At 64.5% G+C, this 3345-nt stretch carries 3 protein-coding genes; 2 read left to right on the forward strand and 1 reads right to left on the reverse strand.

Annotated features, from left to right (window positions below):
- Both MUO23_13740 and MUO23_13745 read left to right on the forward strand, forming a co-directional pair.
- A partial coding sequence (locus MUO23_13740; GenBank protein MCJ7514012.1) for a hypothetical protein occupies positions 1-949 on the forward strand: 949 nt, incomplete at its 5' end.
- A gap of 9 nt (positions 950-958) precedes the next feature.
- On the forward strand, positions 959-2068 hold the full coding sequence (locus tag MUO23_13745) for an Ig-like domain-containing protein (GenBank protein ID MCJ7514013.1): 1110 nt from the start codon (positions 959-961) through the stop codon (positions 2066-2068).
- A gap of 534 nt (positions 2069-2602) precedes the next feature.
- Here MUO23_13745 and MUO23_13750 read toward each other — a convergent pair.
- Complete coding sequence (locus MUO23_13750) at positions 2603-3163, reverse strand: hypothetical protein (protein MCJ7514014.1); 561 nt, start codon at positions 3161-3163, stop codon at positions 2603-2605.
- Positions 3164-3345 lie beyond the last annotated feature (182 nt).

Below are 3345 nucleotides of genomic sequence, written 5' to 3' on the forward strand. Positions count from 1 at the left end.
AGACCTCGGCGACGGGGCGGTGGCCGCCGAGTGGGCCTGCCTGGAGCTCGACCCCGACCAGATGCTGACCTGGGAGTGGGACGAGACCGCAGGTGTTCCGCGCTCCCAGACGCAGGGCTTCCAGGTCTGGACCTACCCCTCGGCCTACGCCTGGCGCAATGGCGATGCCGGGTGGATCGACAGCATCGGGTCCGCCGCCCAGATCATGCCCAGGCGCATGCCGCCTTGCGACGGGGAGTACGTCTACCACGTGCGTGCTTACCTGTACTACGAGCAAGCAGATGGAGGCCTGATCGAAATCCGCTCGCAGCCGAGCAATGCGATTGGGGTTCCCGGACCGGCCTGTCCCGAATACAGAGCGACCGTCGACTTGCGGCTGAACAGTCTCGTCATCGACGCCTCCAGCGACGTGGATGGGCTCGAGGCGCTTTGCTTCTTCTGCGATGAGGACGTCACCCAGGAGGCCTATGGCCTGCTCCGGGTCACTGTGGCGCACGAGGGTAGAGAAGAGGAGGTCGGTCGCATCGTGTTGTGGGACGAGATCTGCGGGACGGTGGGTGGGATCGACGCCTGTGGTGGCGAACGCACCCGGTCGATCCACGACGGCGAATACGACCTGACGCAGGAGACTATGACCTCGTGTGAGACCACCCCGGACGGGTCATGGGACTGCACCTCGCACGAGCGCGACCGCAACCGGGTGACTTTCCCGGTCTATGATGGCGACCAGATCTGGGTGTACCTGACCTTGCTCGACCACGACACGGGGACGGGTGATGACATCTTCTGCAACGGGATCGAGACAGGCGGGCCCATCAACATGGATGCGGACTATTGGCAGGAGGGTTCCCAACGCCACTGGGTGATCTACGACGACAACTCCGAGGCTTCCTGCCGCCTCTCCCTGGATTCAGAGGTGATATCCCGCACTCGGCTTTCCGTACCCTGAGGCATAGTGATGAATCGCTCCTTGCGCCTGCTTGTCCTGCTAGCGGTCTTCGCCTCCAGCTGCACTCGGCCGGATGGATTGGCGACTCCGACCCCGCCGCCTGCCAGCCCTCAGAGTTATGGCGCCGGACTGAAGGCCTGGATCGACCGGCCCCTCGACGGAACCGAGTACGCTTTGGGCGATTCGATCCCCATCCGATGGCACGCCACAAACACAGGCGGAATACAGGAGGTGGAGCTCCGCATCAATGGGGAGACTTGGCAGGTTGACCGGGATTTCGACCCAAATGGCCGGTTAGTCACCCAAGAACTGCTGTGGACCCCTCCGGCCGCCGGGGATTACCGGATTGAGGTCATCCCCTCCGGGGTGGAAGGGGCTGTGGGACCGGCGGCCGCCAAGCGGGTGACGGTGCTCGGTGAAGGCGGCCTCGTTCAGGGATTCGTCTTCAGTGACTTGAACCAGGATGGCGATGCAGAGGACGCCGGGGAAGGTCCCCTTGAGAATGTCGAAGTCTTCCTGCTCGAGTGCACGGAGAAGGTCAGCCAGCGGACGGATGCTGTGGGGGCCTTCCTATTCGAGGACCTTCCCTTCGGGGACGACTGCCGCCTGGACTTCGTCAGGACGGCCTGGAAACTGGTGGGCACGTCCCCGACGGGGATCGCCCTGCCGATCTATGTCCGACCCAGCCTCGAGCCAGGCAGTCTCACCGTGTTTCTGGCGCCGGAGGCCACACCCACCCCCACGGTGACCCCGACCCCCACGGCCACCCGCACGCCCATGCCGACGGACACTCCGCTCCCGGACGACGATCCGCCTCCAAAGCCCGGCGGCCTTTCGCCCAAGGAAGAGATCGTGGGGTGCTTGAGCGACATTGTCCTGGACTGGAATGAGCCGGACGATCCGAGCGGGATCGACCGCTATGAAGTCGAGCTGTTCGTCTCGCACGACAGCGGGGCTTCCTGGTCCAGCGTGGGCACCTGGCAAGTAGAGTCCACAAGCCTGGATGTCTCCGGAGAGACCGACTGCGGGGGCTTCTACTCGTGGAGCGTCAATGCGCGGGACAACGCCGGCAATTGGGGCCAGAAGAACTACGCCCAATTCGGCATCGATCTGCCGTGAACGGGTGAAGTTGTGGATCGACAAAGGACAGCTGACGTGGCGGTCCCACAGCGGGCCTGCTACCCGGCTGGGTCCGACCCGCCTCCACACGCCATCTCTGGCAAGACCATCGTGGGGAACCCCCGAGTCCGCGCCGTGCCCCCTGCCCTTGCCTCTTCGATATGGAGTTCGGATCTTCGCCAGGAGGCGATCCGCCGTGCGCAGCCGACCCCGTCTGACGCCGGCGGATTTCCTGTTCGAAGAGTCGTCTCAGCAAGAGCAGGCCCCGCCCAAAAAAGCCTCCCCTGGTATCTTCCGAGTAATCCGGTCCAACAATGGACCCGCGTCACTGGATGCTCGAAGTGTGAAAGTGGGAATTTGGGTGAGCGAAGGTTGATCTACTCGTGGCGGGCTGTGTTCGCGGGCCTGCGTCCAGTCGGGTAGCTTCAGCAAGCTCCAGGGCGGCCGCATCAGGTGGCCTGGCCTTGTTGCCCTGAGGTGGGCCGTGAATTGGTGCCCCCAACCCACGGCGGCCGGGCGAAAGCTGGCCTCCCCTCAGGACACCGTGACAGTGTGGCGGCTGGCGCGGTACACGCCGACGGCGTCGCCATGGTGTTGCGCTATCCCCTCCGGAAACGGGTGGCGATGACTGATCAGATCGGCGAGATTGTACGATCGCATACGCCTCCGGGACACGTGGAAGTCATAGTGAAGAACGGCCAACCTATCCAAGTGCTGTTCTTGAGCCTCGGCGCGAGCGTGCTGCATGCGTTTCTGTGGACCTGGGACACCAGCAAGACATGGGCGAGGCGTGCGACACCTGGAGGCGTAGTGTTGCACGGGGTGCTCGACCGAGGCTGCTGGAGCTGCCGCATCTGAACCCACCGCCAGGGCGAGACGGGCAGTGACAGTGGAGAACAGATGGAGATCAACCGAGCGCCGGTGCTGACCTTGCGGGCAGCCTTGGTGGCTGAACGGCTTGGCGACCGAGGCTCGCACCGCCCAGCGCGGGTCGCCGGTCATGAAGCTACCTGGCAGCAAGTTGATTCCCTGGAAGATCCAGACGCCCCCGCCCAGCACCATCAGGACACCCAGGACCATCGCGACAGTTGTCATGGATCGTCTCCTCGTCGTCAAACGAAGCGGGGCGGGCTAGGGCCCGCCCCGCTCTCTGCGGTTTCGGTCGCGCTACTGCACGATGAGCGTGCCCGTCATCCCGCCCTCGATGTGGCCGGCGACGCCGCACACGACTTCATAGTTGCCTGGCGTGGTGGGCGCCGTGAAGACCACGGTCGCCG

This window comes from Anaerolineales bacterium (assembly GCA_022866145.1).
GTDB lineage: Bacteria > Chloroflexota > Anaerolineae > Anaerolineales > E44-bin32 > PFL42.